At 49.4% G+C, this 17409-nt stretch carries 22 protein-coding genes and 1 rRNA gene; 22 read left to right on the top strand and 1 reads right to left on the bottom strand.

Translation table 11 applies throughout. From position 1 onward, the window contains the following. The first annotated feature begins 4 nt into the window (after nucleotides 1-4). The 20 genes from ACOZB4_RS22530 (at nucleotide 5) to ACOZB4_RS22435 (ending at nucleotide 15305) form a co-directional block, all read left to right on the top strand. Entirely contained in the window at nucleotides 5-616 is a 612-nt protein-coding gene (locus ACOZB4_RS22530) for a DedA family protein (protein WP_379416778.1), read from the top strand. 3 nt (nucleotides 617-619) lie between these two features. Continuing rightward, nucleotides 620-1186, top strand: coding sequence for a thioredoxin family protein (locus tag ACOZB4_RS22525; RefSeq protein ID WP_379416776.1), 567 nt, complete (start codon nucleotides 620-622; stop codon nucleotides 1184-1186). 2 nt (nucleotides 1187-1188) lie between these two features. Next, nucleotides 1189-1827 (top strand): MBL fold metallo-hydrolase, encoded by a 639-nt coding sequence (locus ACOZB4_RS22520; RefSeq protein ID WP_379416774.1) that lies wholly within the window; start codon nucleotides 1189-1191, stop codon nucleotides 1825-1827. Nucleotides 1828-2005: 178 nt separating this feature from the next. Further along, entirely contained in the window at nucleotides 2006-2197 is a 192-nt protein-coding gene (locus tag ACOZB4_RS22515; RefSeq protein WP_076325442.1) for a hypothetical protein, read from the top strand. Between the two features lie 247 nt (nucleotides 2198-2444). Then, complete coding sequence (sigY, locus tag ACOZB4_RS22510; RefSeq protein WP_076325443.1) at nucleotides 2445-2990, top strand: RNA polymerase sigma factor SigY; 546 nt, start codon at nucleotides 2445-2447, stop codon at nucleotides 2988-2990. After that, on the top strand, nucleotides 2971-3309 hold the full coding sequence (locus tag ACOZB4_RS22505) for a YxlC family protein (RefSeq protein WP_379416769.1): 339 nt from the start codon (nucleotides 2971-2973) through the stop codon (nucleotides 3307-3309). Before sigY ends, ACOZB4_RS22505 begins: the two co-directional genes overlap by 20 nt. Beyond that, entirely contained in the window at nucleotides 3309-3518 is a 210-nt protein-coding gene (locus tag ACOZB4_RS22500) for a hypothetical protein (protein WP_076325445.1), read from the top strand. The genes ACOZB4_RS22505 and ACOZB4_RS22500 overlap by 1 nt, the downstream gene beginning before the upstream one ends. A 45-nt stretch (nucleotides 3519-3563) precedes the next feature. Then, nucleotides 3564-3758 (top strand): PLDc N-terminal domain-containing protein, encoded by a 195-nt coding sequence (locus tag ACOZB4_RS22495; RefSeq protein WP_076325446.1) that lies wholly within the window; start codon nucleotides 3564-3566, stop codon nucleotides 3756-3758. Continuing rightward, entirely contained in the window at nucleotides 3755-4678 is a 924-nt protein-coding gene (locus ACOZB4_RS22490) for an ATP-binding cassette domain-containing protein (protein ID WP_379416765.1), read from the top strand. The genes ACOZB4_RS22495 and ACOZB4_RS22490 overlap by 4 nt, the downstream gene beginning before the upstream one ends. Continuing rightward, nucleotides 4675-5451 (top strand): ABC transporter permease, encoded by a 777-nt coding sequence (locus tag ACOZB4_RS22485; protein ID WP_379416762.1) that lies wholly within the window; start codon nucleotides 4675-4677, stop codon nucleotides 5449-5451. The genes ACOZB4_RS22490 and ACOZB4_RS22485 overlap by 4 nt, the downstream gene beginning before the upstream one ends. A 214-nt stretch (nucleotides 5452-5665) precedes the next feature. Continuing rightward, entirely contained in the window at nucleotides 5666-6046 is a 381-nt protein-coding gene (locus ACOZB4_RS22480) for an ATPase (RefSeq protein WP_071219588.1), read from the top strand. A 173-nt stretch (nucleotides 6047-6219) separates the two neighbouring features. After that, nucleotides 6220-6507 carry an Asp-tRNA(Asn)/Glu-tRNA(Gln) amidotransferase subunit GatC gene (gene gatC / locus ACOZB4_RS22475; RefSeq protein ID WP_071219587.1) on the top strand — a complete coding sequence of 96 codons (288 nt, stop codon included), beginning with the start codon at nucleotides 6220-6222 and terminating at the stop codon, nucleotides 6505-6507. 20 nt (nucleotides 6508-6527) lie between these two features. Continuing rightward, the gene (gene gatA, locus ACOZB4_RS22470; RefSeq protein ID WP_076325449.1) at nucleotides 6528-7985 is read left to right on the top strand and encodes an Asp-tRNA(Asn)/Glu-tRNA(Gln) amidotransferase subunit GatA; all 1458 of its coding nucleotides are present in this window, start codon (nucleotides 6528-6530) and stop codon (nucleotides 7983-7985) included. A gap of 30 nt (nucleotides 7986-8015) precedes the next feature. Continuing rightward, nucleotides 8016-9455, top strand: coding sequence for an Asp-tRNA(Asn)/Glu-tRNA(Gln) amidotransferase subunit GatB (gatB, locus tag ACOZB4_RS22465; protein WP_379416759.1), 1440 nt, complete (start codon nucleotides 8016-8018; stop codon nucleotides 9453-9455). 116 nt (nucleotides 9456-9571) lie between these two features. Further along, nucleotides 9572-10030, top strand: coding sequence for a GNAT family N-acetyltransferase (locus tag ACOZB4_RS22460; protein ID WP_379416757.1), 459 nt, complete (start codon nucleotides 9572-9574; stop codon nucleotides 10028-10030). 49 nt (nucleotides 10031-10079) lie between these two features. Then, complete coding sequence (locus ACOZB4_RS22455) at nucleotides 10080-10793, top strand: MgtC/SapB family protein (protein WP_379416755.1); 714 nt, start codon at nucleotides 10080-10082, stop codon at nucleotides 10791-10793. 195 nt (nucleotides 10794-10988) lie between these two features. After that, nucleotides 10989-11597 (top strand): hypothetical protein, encoded by a 609-nt coding sequence (locus ACOZB4_RS22450; protein ID WP_076325453.1) that lies wholly within the window; start codon nucleotides 10989-10991, stop codon nucleotides 11595-11597. A gap of 49 nt (nucleotides 11598-11646) precedes the next feature. After that, nucleotides 11647-12966, top strand: a complete 1320-nt coding sequence (locus ACOZB4_RS22445) for a DUF4097 family beta strand repeat-containing protein (RefSeq protein ID WP_379416751.1) — start codon at nucleotides 11647-11649, stop codon at nucleotides 12964-12966. Between the two features lie 87 nt (nucleotides 12967-13053). Further along, the gene (perR, locus tag ACOZB4_RS22440; protein ID WP_071219580.1) at nucleotides 13054-13473 is read left to right on the top strand and encodes a peroxide-responsive transcriptional repressor PerR; all 420 of its coding nucleotides are present in this window, start codon (nucleotides 13054-13056) and stop codon (nucleotides 13471-13473) included. 116 nt (nucleotides 13474-13589) lie between these two features. Next, a complete protein-coding gene (locus tag ACOZB4_RS22435) occupies nucleotides 13590-15305 on the top strand; it encodes a glycosyl hydrolase family 18 protein (protein ID WP_379416748.1) in 1716 nt (571 codons plus the stop codon). 127 nt (nucleotides 15306-15432) lie between these two features. Here the strand turns inward: ACOZB4_RS22435 and ACOZB4_RS22430 are convergent, their stop codons facing one another. Then, nucleotides 15433-15798 (bottom strand): YgzB family protein, encoded by a 366-nt coding sequence (locus ACOZB4_RS22430; RefSeq protein ID WP_076325456.1) that lies wholly within the window; start codon nucleotides 15796-15798, stop codon nucleotides 15433-15435. 187 nt (nucleotides 15799-15985) lie between these two features. Between ACOZB4_RS22430 and ACOZB4_RS22425 the strand changes: the two genes are divergently transcribed. Next, on the top strand, nucleotides 15986-16864 hold the full coding sequence (locus ACOZB4_RS22425) for a nucleotidyltransferase-like protein (RefSeq protein ID WP_339268039.1): 879 nt from the start codon (nucleotides 15986-15988) through the stop codon (nucleotides 16862-16864). A gap of 469 nt (nucleotides 16865-17333) precedes the next feature. Continuing rightward, a 16S ribosomal RNA gene (locus ACOZB4_RS22420) occupies nucleotides 17334-17409 on the top strand; the annotation flags it as partial.

The following is a 17409-nucleotide window of genomic DNA, read 5'->3' as shown; positions in this document are numbered from 1 at the left end:
AAGCGTGGAATTCTTTTACGAGGCTGTAGCCCGGTTGTTTGAATGGATACAGCAGCTGGGTTATTTCGGAATCATGCTCGGATTAATGGTGGAGGTCATCCCAAGCGAGATCGTACTCGCCTATGGCGGTTATCTGGTGTCTTTGGGTGAGGTTCATTTTCTCGGAGCCATGCTCTTCGGTACCGCTGGCGGCGTGCTCGCACAGTTGTTTATTTATTGGATCGGCCGTTATGGAGGCAGGCCCTTCTTAGAGAAGTACGGGAAGTACATATTGATTAAGAAGAAGCATATCGATTACGCCGAGGAGTGGTTTAGCAAGTACGGCACTGGCGTTATATTTACGGCACGGTTTGTACCGGTGGTACGGCATGCGATTTCCATACCAGCAGGCATATCCAAGATGCATGTGGGAAGGTTTACGCTGCTGACCACACTAGCTGTTATTCCATGGACGGCATTATTCTTATACCTCGGATTGCTTCTGGGTGATCAATGGGAGCATATTGACGAAAAAGCAGGGCCATACGTGCAGGAAATTCTGCTGGGGGCATTGGCCGTCATGATTCTTTATTTTTTGATAAAATGGATAAAATCTTCGAAGGCGAGGTCGAAATAACGAATGAGCATGAATATGGCAAATCATTTGGGGACAGGCATATCTCCACAGCAATTTATGGACGGCATGCAGAAGAACCAGGAGACGTTCAAGGCAGGATATGAACAGTTTGTCTGGGAGAATGAAGAGGATAAAGAGTTCTTCGAAAGTCTGAATTTCCGGGATGACCTGCGGGTCCTCATTCTGGCAGCGGATTGGTGCGGTGATGTTGCACGCAATATGCCTGTCGTATTCCGGGCGATGGAGTCTGCCGGGATTGAGACCGAAGTGCTGATTATGGAAGAGAATCTGGATGTCATGGATCAGTTCTTGACCATGGGTGGTCGTTCCATTCCGGTTGTTATCATTTCAGATACCGGAGGGCATGTTCTCGGTACATGGGGACCACGCCCGGCGCATGTGCAGAAGTTTATGATTGAGTTTAAGCAGAACAATCCGGATCGTGAAGCACCGGACTATCAGGACAACCTTGCGGTCACACGACAAAGCATTATTCAAGCCTACGGGGAAGGGTATGAGTTTCACGCTGCAATCATTAAGGAATTGCGTGAACTTATGTCAGGGTTCTAATCATGACACTTCATATTGAGACTTTTAATTTAGGACCGCTTCAGACGAATGCGTATTTACTGACAGGGCCTGTAGAAGGCAAAGCAGTCATCATCGACCCTGGCATGAACCCGGGGCCGCTGCTGAAGCGAATAGCCGATTTGGAAATTGAAGCGATCCTGCTGACCCATGCGCATTTTGATCATATGGCCGGTGTCGAGGAAATCCGTAAGCTAAAGGGTTGTCCTGTTTACCTGCACACCCTGGAGAGTGAATGGCTGTCCAACCCGAAGCTTAACGGCTCGATGATGTGGCCACAGGTAACGGAACCGCTGTCCACCGAGCCGGCTGAGTACGATTTGGCGGACGGACTTGAGCTGCAGCTGATCGGACATACCTTCAGCGTCTTTCATACACCGGGCCATTCACCGGGAAGTGTGAGCTTCAAATGTGGAAATGATCTGTTTTCCGGCGATGTGCTGTTCCGTCTAGGCGTTGGGCGAACGGATCTTCCTGGAGGTCGTGAACGTGATTTGATTGATTCCATTCAAAATACGCTGTACAGCTTCCCGGATGAAGTCGTTGTGTACTCCGGCCATGGTCCCCGGACAACCATTGGCTATGAAAAACAGCGGAATCCTTACGTCCCTGCCAGCCGATAAGATAGCTTCCGACATAAATCGGGAATTTTTGTCTGGACAAACATAGACAACATTGATACAATACGGTTAATTAAATGTTACCCTTGCGAAGCACGCAGACTGTGGAATTTATCCCGGTTTGCGTTCTTTTATTTTATGGGGAGTTTTTTGGCATGGACGTAATTAGGGGGAAGCGCCAGTGAGGAAAGATCATCTATCGCTGTTGAACGGAAGGGCTACAAGAGGCGAAGCGATTGATCGACAATCGGAGTCCCGCCGGCAGACCCAGACGGAAATATCCTCGGTTGTCTGGGACAGGCTGGTGAAGGATGAAGGGATAGCGCAGCAGCCATGGCATCATCGGCTGCAGGTTATAAGATTTAATCAATAGATCGTCATACGAACATGACACCCTCATCATGAAGTGAATGTGTTCTTTCTATTGGGGAGGGCGGCCGGTTATTTACCGGCTGCTTTTTTTTGATTTTTTTTACAGATATCGATGAATTTCTTGCCGACATGATTGAATTTAAATAAATGATAGCATTCGGTATACGATAAATATAAATATCCATTTGAACGATTAGCTGTCGGTAATCGTATTACGGTGGAATGCGAAAGAAGGTGATGATTTCATCATGATCCCTGATGAAGAGGGTTTGATACGACAAGCGCAATTAGGAGATGCAGCGGCTATGGCGCTATTATTCAAGCAGCATTATTCCTTTCTTTATAAATATTTGCTTAAGGTGACGATGGACCCGATGGTTGCAGAAGATACTGCACAGGATACCATTGTTCGATGCATGGAGAATATGAACCGTTACAACGGAACGTCATCTTTTTCCTCATGGATGATAACCATTGCTACTCGATTGTTCATCGATAGTACCCGGCGAAGGAAGCGGGAGAAGAAATGGCTGGAGCAGGAGGCGCTTCAGTCGGCAAGGCGGATGCGCTGGCAGATGGAGCGGCGGGGAGAAGATTGGACAGACATGCTGGATGGATTATCGCGCTTATCCGAAGATCACCGGATTGCCATATTGCTGAAGCATTATTACGGTTACAGCTATGATGAAATCGGAACCATGCTTGGCATTCCCGAGGGAACGGTAAAATCACGAACAGCCTACGGTATCAAGCAGCTGCGAAAGGAGATGGGTGATGATGGTCAAAGGGCCTGAGCATGAGGATGATGCTTGGATTGAAGGATTGACTCAAGAGTTGAAAAGAGTAGATGAATTGTTTGAGGACGCGCCGTCGCCCTCTCTGGAAGGAATGCACAAGTTGGCCGTTCATACCTTGGAGCGGCGCCGGCGCCGGATGAAATACGAGTTGATACTCTTTCTTCTGATTGCACTCTTTATCGTTGGTGGCGGATTGATGGCTGCCTTGGCGGCGCCGATGATCCTACTGTTTATTCACGGGTTCGGCATGGTTGCCGGGATTTCCGTTCTTGTATTTTCCAAGAGTCTGAGATCTGCCGGAAAGAAGGGAATCTGATGAATGAAGTTAACGAGAGCCCGCTGGGAGTGATCATCCTTGCCGTTGTGCTTGTGCTGATCCAAGGGACATGGCTTTTCCTGGATGCCAGGAAACGGGGGCTCGGCAAGATGGCCTGGTTCTGGGGGATATGGGGGTCTACGACAATGCCGCTGCCGCTGCTTTTTTACTGGATTTTTGTCATTCGTAAAGACGAAGACGACCACTAGTCTTAAGTTCTTACATTATATATGGAAAATTAGGGGGGATTAAGAATGGATATGATTTGGGGATTGATCTGGCCGATTCTTGCACTGCAAGCCATTCTCGCGGTAACGGGGCTGATATCTTTGTTTCGTGCAGAGCCAGCAAGCATACGTGGGCCGAGATGGATGTGGGTGCTCATTATACTGCTGGGCAACCTGATTGGCAGCGTTGCTTATTTCGTTGCGGGGAGGCGAGAAGTTTGATAGAGAAACTTTTAAGCATTCATGAATTGACCAAAAGCATAGGAAGCATCACGCCGGTCAAGGGCATCTCATTTGAATTGCAGCGTGGAAGCTGCACCGCCCTGCTTGGTCCTAATGGTGCCGGCAAAACAACCACACTGCGGATGTTGGCTGGATTAATTCCTCCAACCCGGGGAGAGATCCGATACGGATCGGCCGATACGCAAACGAGCGGTTGGCGTAACCGTATTGGTTACTTGCCTCAGTACCCGAAGTTTTATAGCTGGATGTCGGGCATCGAGTACTTGTTTTTCAGCGCCAAGCTGTCGGGATTATCCGGACGAGAGGCTAGTAAGCGAAGTCGGGAAGTCATCGAAATGGTAGGCCTGCAGCAGGCGGCTAAACGCCGAATATCCGGTTACTCCGGCGGAATGAAGCAGCGGCTTGGAATTGCTCAGGCACTTGTGCATGAGCCCGAGCTGATTATGCTGGACGAGCCGGTATCGGCGCTTGATCCGATCGGACGCCGTGAGGTGATGGACCTTTTGGATCGCTTGCGCGGGGAAGTCACCGTTCTGTTCTCTACCCATGTGCTTCACGATGCGGAGGAAATTTGCGATGACATGGTACTGATGGTAGACGGGGAAATTGCGGAGAAAGGCGCCCTTAGTGAACTTCGCACGAAATACCGCCAGCCGGTCCTATCGATTGAGGTTGAACCGGGGGAGCGGGAGGTTGCTTGGCTCGACAGTCTTGCGAGCCGTCCTTATGTGCATGAGATCGAGCTCGGCAAACGAGGCGCCAAGCTGATGGTGACGGATATGGATGTTGCGCGTGCTGCGTTAATCAAGGAGCTTGCCGATGACGGAATCGAGCTGCTTCGTTTTGAAGCGGGCACGTCTTCGCTCGAGGATATGTTTATGAAGGTGGTGGGCTCATGAAGCCGTTCTGGATTTATTATCAAAAAGAAATGCTCGAGGCAGGTCGGACCTATAAATGGATTTGGGTCCCCGCGGTCTTTCTGCTTCTTGGCATTATGCAGCCGGTATCCACTTATTATTTGCCGGAGATTCTTACCATGGCCGGGGAGTTGCCCCCGGAGGCAGCGGCATTATTTACTGTCCCGTCCGCTGAGAGCGTGATGGCATCAACCTTGAGCCAATTCAGCACCATCGGCCTGCTGGTGCTTGTGCTGGCCGGAATGAACACGGTAGCAGGGGAGCGGGCCACCGGCACGGCTGAGCTTGTTCTCGCCCGCTCGGTATCCACGATTCCCATGATGGCTGCCAAATGGGCCGCCTTGATGACGTTGCTGGTCGTTTCTTTTGCGCTTGGGCTTGGCGGTGCTGCTTATTACACGTATCAGCTCATCGGTCCTTTGGAATGGGGAGCGGTTACCAGCGGCGGAGGTTTATATGCGGTATGGCTGGCCTGGATTGTAACGCTTGTACTGCCGCTCGGCGCCTTCCTTCGCGGGCCAGCTGCGGCCTTCATCAGCTTGGCCGTTGCCGGCGTACTTTCGCTCTTATCCGGGCTGCTGCCCTCCCGCATTCAATGGAGCCCGGGCCGGTTAAGCAGCATGGCCGCGGAGCGAATTCTTGGCGCAGGGAGCAGCGCATGGTTACCGATACTCGTTGCCATGCTGATTATGGCGGTGTCGATTATCGTTGCCGCCAAGCTGCTCAGAAGGAGTCCATTATCCCCGCAATCCTAGTTTCCATGGGAGATTCAGGTTTTATCTGAATCACATGGACATCTCTATCTTTTTTTAGTAGACTATGAAGACAAGAAAAACGTCTATCGATGTACGTTATCAGAAGAGAGACCGTATTTAGCGGAAGTTTTTCTTGCGAGATAAGGATGATAAACCTCTGAAGTTTATATTTTCTTATCTCTTAAAAAAGGATAGACAACTCAGGAGGTAGACGATGCTGCGTTTAGGGGAAAAGATTACAATCGTTGCGGACGCCTTTGAGCAGAATCTTCCAATCGGTCAATACGGTTATATCATCGCTTATGACCGAAATCCGGACAATGCGTTCGATTACGTTATTCGGATTCCGAGCCTCAACCGTAATTTTTTTGTTCCGGCAGATGATGTAGAGCTGGAATCAATCGTGTTGAAGCAGGAAGCTGAGCGGGTCGAGCGGGAAGCGCTCATCGATTTCGCCCTGTCGACATATAATGAGAAGCTGTTTCATCAAGTGATGAACGGCGAGTTGGAAAGTGTTGAAGAGGAAGAAGAGACCAAGGAAGCAATATCCCAGGCGGATTTCATCAAACAAGTGAATCTTCGTGCTTGGATTTAGAAGAGTCGGCTGAGGCCGACTCTTTTTTGATGGAATGGAAAAGTGACTTCGAAGCAGCAAGCTTCAAGCTGTTTGGATTGAATCTTGCATGCTTCTACAATATAATGAGAAAAGTTGTCGTGACAGACTTTACCCCTTTAACTGGATAGGGGCATGAAGGAGGATGTAAAGCTATGAGCATTACCGATAAGGATGTTCAGCATGTAGCAAAGCTGGCCCGTTTGAATTTGACGCCTGAAGAAGAGCAGATGTTTACCGGCCAACTGAATGCGATTTTACAATATGCCGAGAAGTTAAATGAGTTGGATACAGAAGGCGTTGAGCCGACTACACACGTGCTTCATCTCAGCAATGTCATGAGAGAAGACGAAGTACGCGAGAGCTTGCCCATCGAGAAAGTGCTGCTTAACGCACCGGATGAAGAAGACGATCAAATTAAAGTACCTGCTGTTTTGGAATAGCCTGAAGGGAGGATACACACTTGAGTCTGTTTGATTATAAGTTAACGGAGATACATAATAAGCTGCAGAATAAGGAGCTTTCCGTAACCGATCTGGTTGACCAAGCTTTTACTCGTATTTCCGAACGTGAGGATCGGGTGAAGGCATTTATTACTTTGGACGAAGAAGGTGCTCGTTCATCCGCCAAGGCTTTGGATGAGAAGCTGGCTTCAGAGGGGACGCGCGGGCTGTTGTTCGGGCTTCCTGTCGGAATCAAGGATAATATCGTGACAGAAGGACTTCGCACTACATGCGCAAGTCAGTTTTTGTCCAATTTCACACCGGTTTATGATGCGACGGTTGTCGGTAAATTGCGTGCAGCGGATACGGTGACAATCGGTAAGCTGAACATGGATGAATTTGCAATGGGAGGCTCCAATGAGAACTCCAGCTTCTACCCGGTGCGTAACCCATGGGATTTAGATCGGGTGCCCGGTGGATCCAGCGGCGGCTCGGCTGCGGCTGTAGCTGCAGGTGAAGCATACTTTGCGCTGGGGTCGGATACAGGCGGTTCCATCAGGCAGCCTGCCTCTTATTGCGGTGTCGTGGGACTGAAACCAACCTATGGCCTCGTATCCCGGTTCGGCCTTGTTGCCTTTGCATCATCGCTGGATCAGATCGGACCTTTGACGAAAAATGTGGAAGATTCCGCGTATGTCCTGCAAGCCATTGCCGGTTATGACCCCATGGATTCGACATCCGCCAAAGTGGACGTGCCCGACTATCTGAGCGCGTTATCCGGAGACGTTACGGGTCTTCGCATTGCCGTGCCTAAGGAATACCTGGGCGAGGGTGTTGACGCTGAAGTGAAGGAAACCGTCCTGAACGCACTGAAGGTGCTCGAAGCAATGGGCGCTACCTGGGACGAAGTTTCCCTGCCACATACCGACTATGCGGTAGCAACGTATTATTTGCTCGCTTCTTCGGAGGCTTCTTCGAACCTGGCCCGCTTTGACGGCGTACGCTATGGCGTTCGTTCCGACAATGCAGGCAGCCTGATCGACCTGTATCATGAGTCCCGCAGCCAAGGCTTCGGCGATGAGGTGAAACGCCGCATCATGCTGGGTACCTATGCGCTTAGCTCGGGCTATTACGATGCCTATTATTTGAAGGCACAAAAAGCCCGTACGCTCATCAAGCAGGACTTCGATAAAGTATTCGAGCAATATGATGTCATCATCGGACCGACAGCTCCGACTACGGCTTTTAAGCTGGGAGCTCAGGTGGATGATCCGCTGACGATGTATTTGAATGATATCCTGACGATTCCTGTCAGCTTGGCAGGTGTGCCGGCAGTGAGTGTTCCTTGCGGATTTGCGGACGGACTACCCGTTGGCATGCAAATTATCGGCAAAGCCTTTGATGAGTCGACCGTACTGCGCGTCGCGCATGCCTACGAGCAAAATACTGAACACCATAAACGGCGCCCTGAACTGTAAACCGGCGACAGAGAAGGAGGGAAACAATCGATGTCTACATCAAAATATGAAACGGTTATCGGATTGGAAGTGCACGTAGAGCTGCATACGAATTCCAAAATATTTTGCGGCTGCTCCACTGCGTTTGGAGCCCCGCCGAACACACATACATGTCCCATCTGTCTTGGCCATCCCGGCGTCCTGCCCGTATTAAATCGCCAGGCTGTGGAATATGCTATCAAGGCTGCGATGGCGCTGAATTGCACCATCGGCGATATCAGCAAATTTGACCGCAAGAACTATTTCTACCCGGATTCTCCGAAAGCCTACCAGATTTCCCAGTACGATCAGCCGATCGGTGAAAACGGCTGGATCGATATTGAGGTGGACGGAAAAACGAAGCGAATCGGGATTACCCGGCTTCATCTGGAGGAGGATGCCGGTAAACTCACACACGTGGATGGCGGATATGCATCGCTGGTTGACTTTAACCGCGTAGGCACGCCTCTTGTTGAGATCGTGTCCGAACCTGAGATCTCAACGCCGGAGGAAGCCAAGGCTTATCTGGAGAAAATACGTGCGATTATGCAATACTGCGACGTCTCCGACGTGAAGATGGAGGAAGGTTCGCTTCGCTGCGACGCCAACATCAGCCTTCGTCCATGGGGACAGGAAGAATTCGGCACCAAGGCCGAACTGAAGAATATGAACTCCTTCCGCGGCGTACAGCGCGGTTTGGAATATGAGCAGTACCGGCAAACGGAAATTCTTGATGAGGGCGGTGTGATCGTACAGGAAACCCGCCGCTGGGACGAAGCACAGGCGAAAACCTTCTCCATGCGCGGGAAGGAGCAGGCGCACGACTACCGTTATTTCCCGGACCCGGATCTGGTATCGGTGCATATTAGCGAGGAATGGAAAGAAGCGATTCGTGCGACGATTCCGGAGCTTCCGGATGCCCGTAAGGCACGTTATGCTTCGGAGTATGGATTGCCGGATTATGATGCTGCGGTCATCACGTCGTCCAAGCTGCTCGCCGACTTCTTCGAGGACAGCTTGAACTATACGAAGGATGCCAAATCCATATCGAACTGGATCATGGGAGATTTGCTGGGTTATTTGAACTCGAACAATCTGGAGCTGTCTGAAGTGAAGATCACGGGCCAAGGCCTGGGCGAGATGATCGGATTGATCGAGAAGGGAACCATCAGCAGCAAAATCGCCAAAACCGTCTTCAAAGAGATGCTGGAGAGTGGCAAGCTGCCTGCACAAATCGTTGAGGAGAAGGGCCTCGTCCAAATCAGCGATGAAGGTGCGATCAAGCGTATTGTCGAGCAGGTGGTTGCAAACAATCCGCAATCCGTAGAGGACTACAAGGCAGGTAAACAGAAAGCAATCGGCTTCCTGGTTGGCCAAGTGATGAAAGAAAGCAAGGGAAAAGCTAATCCTGCGCTGGCCAACAAACTGCTGGTTGAGGTGCTGAACGGATAATCAACGTTTATCCGTCATGTTCCCGGAATGTATTTAGATAAGGGAGCTTGCCCCGCATTAGGGGCAAGTTCCTTTTTAAGATATCAGAAATAATAACTTGGTTAGGGGATGAATATATGATAAGAGCATTATCTTTGGAGGATAGGGATACCGTCCAGCAGATATGGAGTCTGCAGCACATGGCGTACCCTTTGGAAGCTGAATTAATCGGATTTTCTGAAATCCCCCCACTGCAGGATACTTTTGATACGATCCGTACGAGCGGGGAAACTTTTTTTGGTTATATAAATGAAGAAGGCGACCTTATTGGAGCTATTGCGGTAGAGCCGGAACAGGAGCAGGTCACCATATCACGGATGATGGTCCATCCCGGTCATTTTCGCAAAGGGATCGCGGGGGCTTTAATTCGACATGTGTTGGAATCCTACAAGGAGGCGCCAATGTTCGTGGTCTCAACAGGGACGCGCAATACGCCTGCGGTAACGTTGTATGAGAAATTCGGGTTTGTAAAGAATCACGCTTTTGAGGTTGCTCCGGGCGTGGAATTGACCGAGTTCCATCTTCATATACAATGAATGATATAGCATAAGCGATTGAAGGCGACGTGAGGGGAGTATCGTTCTTTTGAATAATCCTTGGGTGATAGATAATGTATCCATTTTATTAAGATTGCTGCTGGCTATGCTGCTTGGCGGCTTGATCGGTTTTGAACGGGAACGTTCCAACCATGCTGCAGGATTGCGCACGCATATATTGGTATGCTTGGGTTCTACTCTTATTATGCTGTTATCCATTTACGGTTTTTCCGATTTTGTAGACGAGATTAACGTTCGGATTGACCCTGCGCGCTTGGCAACGGCCGTCATTACAGGGATTGGCTTCTTGGGTGCCGGTACCATTCTGTTTACGGGTAAATCCATTACCGGATTAACCACTGCTGCGTCCATCTGGGTTGTGGGAGCCGTGGGGTTGGCGGTCGGGGCTGGCTTTTATTTTGCCTCGATTGTATCGACCGTACTAATTCTTTTTAATCTGGTTGTCTTCAATAAGCTGGAGCAGCGTTACATCCGCGGCAGCAAACTACATCTCATCACTGTCCATGCAGCGAATACGCCGAATATTTTGGAGGACATATCCGCTGTTCTGGAGGAACAAGAATTCGTGATTAAGAAGCTTATCGTTAACGAACGAAGCAGTGTGGCATACGGGGAGCTGCAGCCTGCGGTATTAGGGCTCGAAATTTCGCTGCACGTCTTGACCGATCGCAAATTCGAACCGATGGAGATTACCCGGCAGTTGCGGGGAGTCGGTCATGTAACGATGGTAACGGCTGAATAGGATATGGAATGAACCATAACAAACGGCAACTGCTGAACCACCGGCGGTGCCGTTTTTTTGCGGGCTTGCCGGCCTTCTGTGGACGGTCTATCCAGTTTTTTGCCAGTTACTTCGGCTTCTCGTTGGGGTACTATCAAAGAAAAACATCGTAAAACAACGCCTGTCCCAGGATGTTTGGAAGGAGGCGAGAAGTTTATGAATCCAACACCAGAACCACAAACCGAAGTCAGCAAGAAGAAACGGCATCAGGTCCAGGTTAAGCGTCACCCGGGGCTGCAGCGAAAAAAGCGGAAGTTATATGCACTTCTATTAGCCGCTCTCATTCCGGGCCTGGGTCATTTATACCTCGGTATGTACCGCAAGGGGATCACATTTATTATGTTGCTGCTGCTGGATATATCGGCGCTTTTATATTTCTCTTCCATCGGTATGCAGATCAATGTACCGCTGCTTGTCGTCCTGGGTCTTCTGATTCCTGTAGGGTATTTCTATAACGTGTATGACGTGCTGCAGGCAGCAGAATATATTATTTCCCGGAAAAAACGTGGTGAGGTAGCCGCTGCTTCCGAGGACGGAAGAGGACGGAACCATCCGTTCCGGGGTGAACGGGGAATCGCTTTTGGCATCATGTTGGTTGTTACCGGGACCCTGCTTATTTTGTTTCATCAGAAACCGCCTTGGCTGCAGACAGGAATACGCGACTATGGTGCGGAAGCCTCTGCCATCATGCTGATCGTTATCGGGATATGGGCAGGCATCCGGGAAGCTCTCCGGCACCGAAGAGACAACGGCAAGTTCCTATAACGCACACAGTGTACGGTGATAGCTGCCCAACAGATGAGGGAGGAGACGGATGAAACATAAAATTAGAGTGGGACGATATACAGCCGCTTTGCTGCTTGTATGTACAGGCGTTTTATTGCTGCTGGACGAGTGGAGAGGCACGGATTATATATTTACGCTCCAGCGTTGGTGGCCGCTGTTATTTATCCTGCTCGGCGTTGAGTATTTAGTCAGGTACACGCTATCGCGTCTCTTAGGCAAAGGCAAAGAATTTCGGTTTCGGCCGGACATGAGGGGGATTTTGCTGGCAGTGGCTGTTACGGCCTCCGTATTCGTCATTTCCCAGCAGGAGCATTTTCTCCATCTCTGGAACCGGGTGAGCTTGAACTTGACGGCAGCGGGAGTGGATTACAGCGAAGCTGAAGATAACCGGTTCCAGAAGTCCACATTGGAGATTCCAGTGGAGCTTGAAACCGAGAAAGTCATCGTTGATCACTTAAACGGGGATATCTCCATCACACGGCAGGATGTCGACGATATCAAGGTGGAGACGGAAGTATGGGTCGATCATGAGCAGCCCGGTTTAGCTGAAGCGATCGCCGAGCAGTCGACGATCGAAGTGGGGGAAGGCAAGACGATCACGATTCGTTCCAAGGGGAAGGCCTATGGAGAATCGGGTAAGCGGCAGCCCCGTATGAACTTGAACATCGCGGTTCCGGATGATCGACGATTCAATTTTGAGATACGAACGATGAACGGAGCCATTACGTTAAACCGCGTGGAAGCGATTGAGAATATTTTGCTGGAGAGCGGTAATGGGCCTATTACGATGGATCGAATATACGGAAATGTTACGGGCAAGACCTTAAATGGCGAAATTACGGCGCGCGGCGTTACCGGTAATATTAAAATGTCCACTAATCGCGGGAATATGCTGGCCGTCGACATTACGGGCGAAACGGATTTAACCACACAAGTGGGAAATATGACGGTAAAGCGAACGACCGATCTTATCCGGGCTCAGACGAGAAACGGCAATATTCTGATCAGCGGGGCAGAGTCGCAATTAAACGCTGAATCTCTCAATGGTGGAGTGGCTATACGTTCATCCCGCATTGGTGGCGATTGGAATGTATACAGTGCGGTCGGCGAGATGAATCTTCACATTCCGCTCGAGGGCGATTACAAGCTAGAAGGGACGATTAGTTACGGCAGAATTCTGACGACGCTGCCCAATCTCCTGATCGAACAGAAAACCATCTCCGGTGAATCCGGTACAGGCGAACATTCTATTCGTATTGAGGGAAACAGTAATCTGAACATCTACCGAAGCTATCCGGAGCAGGAGGAAGGCCGGAACAGCGGGGGCTGGACGCCTCTGCCGGATTGACAACAATCCAAGAAACGCCGTACAATGAAGTCTAAGAACGGTATAGGTTTTGTAAAAACCAGTTAAACTTGAAGGCGGTGGGCAACCATGGGAACGTCCGTACAGCATGCGCTGGAACAACTGAAAACGACCGGTGTCCGCATCACGCCGCAACGTCATGCGATTTTAACGTATCTGGTGGAATCTATGGGCCATCCGACAGCGGATGATATTTATCGGGCTCTGGAGCCTAATTTTCCTAGTATGAGCGTAGCCACAGTATACAACAATTTAAAAATGTTTATTGAAGCCGGCATGGTGCGTGAGCTGACGTACGGGGACAACTCGAGTCGTTTTGACGCCAACGTATCGGATCATCATCATGTTATATGTCAGAGTTGCGGTAAAATCGAAGATTTCAGCTATCCGTCCCTTGAAGATGTTGGAATACAAGCTGAGAAAAGCACCGGGTTTGAAGTAAAGGGACTACGAATGGAGCTGTATGGGCTCTGCAAGTCCTGCCAATAGACGCCGGTTATTATAAATGAACGTGCGGAATGAACCATTCCACACGTTTTTATTTTTAAGGGCGTTATTCTGTATCAAGGGATTAGTCATGAGCAAGAGTGAAATGGGGGAGTAGGTTGGCAAGAAGAAGATATCGGGGAAAGAAGAGGCGTACGAGAGGAAGCTCTTTCTTTCTGGGGTTGTTGTTGATTGCGGCCGGGGTCTGGTGGGTTGTTACTACATTATTTCCGAACCAGACCTATACCGTGCCGGACTGGCGTGGAATGGACAAGCCGATTTTTGTTCAGGGGGAACTGAAGGAACAGCCTGCACGGGGCTCCGGGGAAGAGCTGCTGCTGCCGATAACGGTGATTCAGGAGAGCGTGGATGCCAACATCCGTTATGAGCAGAAAACGGAATCCGTCATTGTAACGACTTCGGAATCGGTATTCCGCATGAAGATGGACAGCACGAAGGGCGAGCTGAACGGCAAGGCGGTCACTATTCCCTACGCACCTAAGCTGATTGACGGCATTGCCTATGTTCCGATTAAGCCGCTCAAACAGCATTATGGTGTGGCCATTCACGAGGACAAGGCGACAGGCGCCATCATTCTGATGCGTGCGGGGGATTCGATTCAGCTTGCCGAGGCAGCACCCGGTAACCCTGAGGACACCGTGGCTCTACGCGAGAGCGGGGAGAAAAGGTCTCCGATAGTACTGGACATGCCAGCCGGTGAGCGGCTTCGCGTATGGCGTGAAGAAGAGGGATGGTTATTCGTCCAGGCGGATAACGGGTATACGGGATATGCTCTTAAAGAGCAGATTAAACTTGGGGACGTGAAGGAACTTCCGCTGCTTGCGCAGACTCCTTCGCGGGCAGAGCTGGAATGGAAGGATAAGTCAGTTAATCTGGCATGGGAAGCTGTTTATACCAAAAATCCCAGCACGGATCGCATTGGCGAACTGCCCGGTGTCAACGTGGTCAGTCCGACCTGGTTCAATATTGTGGATGGTGAGGGCACGGTCAAATCCAAAGCTGATAAGCAGTATGTAAGCTGGGCCCATAACAGGAACATGGAGGTATGGGGTCTGATGGACAACAGCTTCGATCCTGATATGACAACCGAGGCGCTGTCTACTTTTGATAGAAGATCACATATTATCAAGCAGATGCTGACTTATGCCAAGCAATATAAACTCGACGGAATCAATATCGACTTTGAAAATGTCCACACCAAGGATAAAGATCATGTCGTTCAGTTCGTGAGGGAAATGAAGCCGCTGGCCAAAGCCAGAGGGCTGATCGTTTCTATTGATGTTACGCCAAAATCGAACAGCGAGATGTGGTCGCTCTTTCTCGATCGGAAGCGACTCGGAGAGACGATTGATTACATGATGGTGATGGCTTATGACGAGCACTGGGCCGCGAGTCCGAAAGCGGGATCCGTATCTTCGCTGCCATGGGCCGAGCAGTCGGTAAGGCGAATCATGGAGGAGGACGCGGTACCGTCGTCCAAGCTGGTGTTGGGCATACCGTTATATACACGGGTGTGGACGGAAACAAGCGAAGCGGGAGAGACGAAGGTATCCTCGAAAGCGATTGGAATGGAGAAGCTGCAGACCCTGCTTAAGGAACAAAAAGTGAAAGGTACACTTGATGCCAGTACAGGGCAGAACTATGTTCAATTCACAGAGGGAGAATCCATCAAGAAAATATGGATGGAGGATGGCACTTCTCTGCAGTCCCGAGTGAATATGGCCAAAAAGCTGAAGCTCGGCGGCGTTGCTTCATGGAATCGAAGCTTTGCCATTCCGGAAACCTGGCATGTTCTGAAGACGATACATGATTAAGGATGAACAGAACTTATCTTCATATCATAATAAAGAACCCGGTTATCGCGAGGATAACCGGGTTCTTTGTGTTTAATCGTCTTACGAGTTGTGAATCCTATTGAATATGCAGGTTCTGCAAATCCCTTTAGGATTTGGTTTGCTGGGCTTCAAGCTCTTCTGCTGTGATGTTGGCCTGACCTGGATCCAGTGTCAAAATCGTATGGCAGAACATGCATCGGTCGGTTTTTCCCAACATCTTGGTCAATTTATTGCATTCCGGGCACTGAATTTGGACGGCACTCGTGGATAACATACCTGCCCAGAAGTAAATGCCGAGACTCCCCAGCATCATAATCAGGCCAAACACCAATCCGATTCCGGCAAATATTTTGCCTGCTTGGCCGAAGAATACGATTCCGGCTGTACCAAGCACCATAAGGCCCATACCCAGCATCGTCAGCAGCAATCCCCAAGTGCGGAAGGCGTTGATTTTTGCGTTCTTAAAGATCATGGCTCGAAAACTCCTGTCATTCAAATAGTTGTTTATGAAATAACGTGAACCGAGAAATGAAATCTTGTATTTTAGTTTATCGTCTTCATAAGATCTTATCTCCTAAAAGAAGGAACTTACATGGACATGTAGAATTACATTATAACTGAAATGGCTGAAATTCGCCAAGGAATGTATGGAGGGAAACGTGGAATTAACCAACTTTTCTTTTTATTATGGAAATACGGTTGATGAGGAAGCTGTAGGGGCGATAGCATACCGTAATTCGGACAAAAGGCAGCAAGGATTACTTGTTTATGATTTTGAGGTTAATATTGTTGTCGTGTATGACGGAACACCTGATGAGCCTCCCATCCAGCATTCTATTGTAGGCGGGGAACGCTGCCAGGTTATAAGTATCGGTTTGGACGGATTGCATCGGGAACTCCTGAGCGGCACATACAAAGTATTGATCAAATGCTTTCTAGAAGGAGATATCATAAAAGACGATCAAGATCGCCTGTCCAATCTGCGCCGTGATTTCCTTAGGTTTGCTGAACCGTTCCGGGAGCAAAAATTGTTTATTGGTTTTGCCCACTTTCTACAAAAGTATATGGATGCCAAGATGCACTTGAAGGAAGAGCGGGTTCTGGATGCTTACCATACTCTATTAGAAGGTCTACATCATTGGGGGCAGCTGGAGCTGATCGAGCGGGGGATTCATCCAGAGTCGGCTGTTTGGGAGCAGATTACAGGATTGAATACACCCGTCCGCAAATTATATGAAGAGCTTACGGTCAGTACGGAAACGCTCGGGCAACGAGTGGAGCTGGCCCTGCTGGCCTATGAATTCTCCATGATATCCAAGCTGGAGAGCTCAGCAGCACTGCTGCTCCGGGTTTTAAGAAGCCGGCGGAATCCCTGGACGATACAGGAGCTTATTCTCCACCCTGAGCTGGCACCTGTATGCAAAGAGCTGCCGATCGTGATGCGCAAGCTGGTGTATCAATCACTTGTGAAGGAAGTTCCGCTATGGAGAGGAATTCGATCTTATGGATCTGAAGCCATTCGGTACTACACCGACTAAGGAAGGACGCGAGTCCTTCTTTTTTTGTGCCGAAGCATTTGATATTACGGTTATAAAACAGCATCTAAGGAGACACAGTATCTAACGTTAGTGTAGAAAAAAGATGTTCTTAACCGTGCAAAGACGCCTTAGGACGTTTGTTAAAAGAAGCCTGAAAATAATTTGGCGAATTATGTTGACGAGCCACCTGTTTCTGTGATAAATTATAACTCGCCCCTTCGAAAGGGACTTTGATAATTCGGTTAAGAAAATGTCGAATTAAAAAGTTTTCAAAAAAAAGTTCTTGACGAAACGATGGGCACCATGATATATTATAAAGGTCGCCGCTGAAAATGAGTTTTCGGCGAAAGACAAAGAAGTTGATCTTTGAAAACTGAACAACGAGTGAGTAAAACGAACCACTTCGGTGGAACGTTGAAATAGAGAATGGAACAAATTCTCGTCAGTTAAGAAATGAGCAAGTCAAACTTTATTGGAGAGTTTGATCCTGGCTCAGGACGAACGCTGGCGGCGTGCCTAATACATGCAAGTCGAGCGAACTTGAT

The organism is Paenibacillus sp. NPDC058898, assembly GCF_049316025.1.
Taxonomy (GTDB): domain Bacteria; phylum Bacillota; class Bacilli; order Paenibacillales; family Paenibacillaceae; genus Paenibacillus_AQ.
Note: the sequence above shows the minus strand (reverse complement) of the source record. Positions and strands in the feature narration are given on the sequence as shown.